Origin of the sequence: Dietzia sp. DQ11-44 (assembly GCF_014145205.1) — a bacterium.
In the GTDB taxonomy this organism is placed as follows: Bacteria; Actinomycetota; Actinomycetes; order Mycobacteriales; family Mycobacteriaceae; genus Dietzia; species Dietzia natronolimnaea.
Genome location: NZ_JAALEC010000571.1, coordinates 1 through 3,790, shown reverse-complemented (window position 1 = coordinate 3,790; position 3,790 = coordinate 1). Strand labels below are relative to the sequence as shown.

Annotated in this window: 3 protein-coding genes and 1 pseudogene; 1 reads left to right on the top strand and 3 read right to left on the bottom strand. The window is 71.5% G+C overall.

The features are described from left to right. Positions 1–772, top strand: a pseudogene (locus G6018_RS13575) (hydrolase); the annotation flags it as partial. Between the two features lie 76 nt (positions 773–848). Here G6018_RS13575 and G6018_RS13570 read toward each other — a convergent pair. The 3 genes from G6018_RS13570 to G6018_RS13560 form a co-directional block, all read right to left on the bottom strand. Beyond that, positions 849–1,286, bottom strand: a complete 438-nt coding sequence (locus G6018_RS13570; protein ID WP_179525307.1) for a universal stress protein — start codon at positions 1,284–1,286, stop codon at positions 849–851. Between the two features lie 164 nt (positions 1,287–1,450). Continuing rightward, a complete protein-coding gene (locus G6018_RS13565; protein WP_182639891.1) occupies positions 1,451–3,082 on the bottom strand; it encodes an ATP-binding cassette domain-containing protein in 1,632 nt (543 codons plus the stop codon). Positions 3,083–3,233: 151 nt separating this feature from the next. Next, on the bottom strand, positions 3,234–3,790 hold a 557-nt coding region (locus G6018_RS13560; protein ID WP_182639890.1), incomplete at its 5' end, for an acyl-CoA thioesterase domain-containing protein.

Genomic DNA, 3,790 nt, shown 5'->3' with positions numbered 1-3,790 from the left:
TTTGGATTCGGCGCTGCAGTCGTCGGCGGACATCGACCTCGAGCGACGGGCGGTGCGCTCGGTGTTCTGGGATGCCGACACCGCGATCGCCGCGGATGTGCGGCGTCTCTACCTCCGCGGAGAGGACGGCCGACGCCTGCTCGACGTGGTCCGCGCGGCCTACGAGTTGGGCGGGCCGGAGTTGCTCGGTCCGTTGCTGCGGGGCCGAGTGCGCGGTCGGGCGCCGGGACGGCTGCGGGTGCCGGCGGGCGCAGCCTGGCGACTCCTCGAGGCCTACGCGACCAGGGAAGGCACGCTCGCCCGCGTGCCGGGCGTCTACGAGTTCGACATCGCCGGAGCGATTGGCTTCCGCGAACTAGGGTACGGCGCCCCGACCGACGGAAAGCCCCTCGACCCCGCACTCACGTATGCGCCGCTCGCACCTCTGTTTCCCGGGTTCGACGCGGAACCGGTCGACCTGGGTCGAGAGGTATCCCGCTTCACCTGGCCGATGGTCCTTCTCAGCGGCACCAGGGACCTCCGCACCCCTCCGGACATCGCCGACCGCGTGGCGTCGATCGCCCCGGACGCGGCGGTCACCCGAATCGAGAACGGCCACAGTGCGCTGGACACCCACCCCGCGGCGCTGATGAGGGCACTCGACCACCTGGTCACGGGTAGGCACGCCGCGCTTCCCGGCCAGGGCGAGGCGTTGAACGCCCTCCCCCGCCGAGGCGTCTCAGCCCGGTTCCCGACACTGCTCGAGGGTCTGGTGGGACACACGGAGACCTGATCCGTCCGTGGAGCGGCAGGGACCCGTCATGTTCGTCGTGCGTTGTGCGTCGTTCGCCGCGCGACGCCGACCGCGCTCAGGCGTCGTCGGCCTGACGCGGCAGGACCACGACCGGGGACCGCGAGTGCGCGACCACGTGCTGACTCACAGAGCCCATGAGCAGCCCCCGGAAACCACCCCACCCCCGGCTCCCCACCACCACGAGCCGGGCATCCCGCGAGGCCGCGACGATCGCCTCCGCAGGGTGGCCGCGGAGGACGGTCTGGTCGACGCGGGCGTCGTCACCCAGGGTGTCCCTCACGGCGTCCGCGAGCATCGCCCGCGCCCTCTCCTCCAGAATCGACGGGTCCACCCACCCGGCCATCGCGTACGGGCCGACGACGGCGGGGGTCTCGACGGCGGCCAGGGCGATCAGGGGCGCCCCGACCGAGCTCGCGTACTCCGCGGCCCAGGCCAGGGCCTTCAGGGAGTCGGGTCCCCCGTCGACCCCGACTACGACCGGCTGTGCATCCATTGGTCGACCTCCTCGGTGACACCGTCGTCGGTGCACCCGGCGTCAGGCCGGATCCGGCGACACCCCCACCGTAACCCCGCGGCCACCATGCCGCGCGGTCGTGGGCGAGAAATCCAGGCCGACCGTGCAGGTCGCCGACGACACGAGCCCTCGCGCCGCTCGGCTCACGCGAGCTCGACGATCTCCATGTATTCCTGGCTCCACAGGTCCTCGGTCCCGTCGGGCAGGATGATTACCCGCTCGGGCTCCAGGGCCTCCACGGCGCCCGGGTCGTGGGTGACCAGGACGACCGCGCCCTCGTAGCTGCGCAGGGCGTCGAGGACCTGCTCGCGCGAGATCGGGTCGAGGTTGTTGGTGGGCTCGTCGAGCAGCAGCACGTTGGCGGCCGAGGAGACCAGTCCCGCCAGCGCCAGACGCGTGCGCTCACCACCGGACAAGGTGCCGGCGGGCTGCTCGAGCTGGGGGCCGGTGAACATGAACGCGCCCAGCAGGCTGCGCAGGTCCTGTTCCCCGGCGTCGGGGGCGGCGTGGCGGATGTTGTCCCACACGCTGGCGTCCATGTCGAGGGTGTCGTGCTCCTGGGCGAAGTAGCCCACCTTCAGGCCGTGGCCGGAGACGACGCCGCCCTCACCGTCGGTGCGCTCGACCCCTGCGAGGAGCTTGAGCAGGGTGGTCTTGCCGGCGCCGTTGTATCCCAGCACCACCACCCGGCTGCCCTTGTCGATCGCCAGGTCGACCCCGGCGAAGACCTCGAGGGAGCCGTACATCTTGGTCAGGCCCTTGGCGAACATCGGGGTCTTGCCGCACGCGGCCGGGGTGGGGAACTTGATGTGCGCCACCTTGTCGGCCACACGCACCGCGTCGAGCTGGTTCATCATGGTCTCGGCGCGGCGGATCATCTGCTTGGCGGAGGCGGCCTTGGTGGCCTTGGCGCCCAGCTTGGCGGCCTGCGTCTTGAGGGCCGAGGCCTTCTTCTCGGCGTTCGCGCGCTCGCGGCGGCGCCGGGCCTCATCGGTGGCGCGGGCGTCGAGGTACTTCTGCCACCCCATGTTGTAGGCGTCGATCTCACCGCGCACCGCGTCGAGGAACCACACCCTGTTGACCACGGCCTCGAGCAGCTCGACGTCGTGGGAGATGATGATCAGCCCGCCCTCGTGCTTCTCGAGGAACGAGCGCAGCCAGGTGATCGAGTCGGCGTCGAGGTGGTTGGTGGGCTCGTCCAGCAGCAGCATGGTCTGCGACTTGCCCGCCCCGTCGGACGCGGCGAACAGGATCCGGGCCAACTCCACCCGCCTGCGCTGACCGCCCGACAGCGTGCCGAGGTTCTGGGTGAGGATCCGCTCCTCGAGCCCGAGACTGTTGCAGATGCGGGCGGCCTCGCTCTCGGCCTCGTACCCACCCCGCGCGGAGAACTCGTCCTCGAGCCGTCCGTACTTCCGCACGGCCCGGTCCATCGCCGCGTCGTCCGGGGCGGCGACCATCTCGTCCTGCGCCTCGGTCATCTGGAGCATCAACACGTCGAGTCCGCGGGCCGACAGGACCCGGCTGCGGGCGAGCTGATCCATGTTGCCCTCGCGGGGATCCTGCGGCAGGTACCCCACGTCGCTGGTCGAGACGACCGTGCCCGCGTACGGCTCACCTTCGCCGGCGAGGATCCTCATCGTCGTCGTCTTACCGGCGCCGTTCCGGCCCACCAGACCGATCCGGTCGCCGGGCTGGACCCGCAACGAGGACCCGTCCATGTGGAGCAGGGTGCGCACGCCGGCGCGCACCTCCAGGTCGTCGATGGTGATCACGTGCGCGGGTACCTCGTCTGATATCGGGGGGAATCGGGCCGACCCGCCACTCTACCTGCGGTGCGACACGCGGGACGAGTCCGGTGACCTGGGTCTCCGCCCGGCCCGGGTCCGCCCGTCACCCCGACCGCGCCCTCACGCGGCCATGCTCTCATCCGGCCCTGCGCCCGTACAGGTTCTGGACGCTGCGGCCGATCCGTCCCCGGTCGTCGGACAGGAGCGTGTCGGTGATGACGCCGCGACCGGGGCCGCCCACCGTCTCGGAGTCCAGATGCACCCACCCCGGTTCCGGTTCCCGGTGCAGCGAGACCACCAGGTCACAGTTGACCGCCGGATGAGTGAGCGGGTCGGTGGCCAGGGAGATCCCGCTCGCCGAGTCCGCCACCAGGATCGTGTGCTGCCACCCGGTCATCGATTCGCCCTCGAGCAGGTCGAGCCGGCTCCGACCCCACGCGCGGGCCGGCCCCAGGGCGTCCCCGTCGCCGTGGTCGAACGAGAAGTCCACCACGGACAGGTATCCGTCCGCGTACGCGAAGGACATCATCGCCCCCCGTTCGCGCGGGGCGTCCGGCACCTCGGGACCGGTGTGGTCGCCGTGCACCGGGAAGTCCTCCGGAGTCGACCGCATCCGCCATCCGCGGGCCACCAGGGCGGGCCGCCCGCCTGCGGAGGCGGTGGCCTCGAGCAGCTCCACGCTGCGGCCGGGCC

Excerpts from the sequence above, each read along its gene's own strand:
- G6018_RS13570 (WP_179525307.1), bottom strand. The coding sequence starts at position 1,286 with ATGGATGCACAGCCGGTCGTAGTCGGGGTCGACGGGGGACCCGACTCC.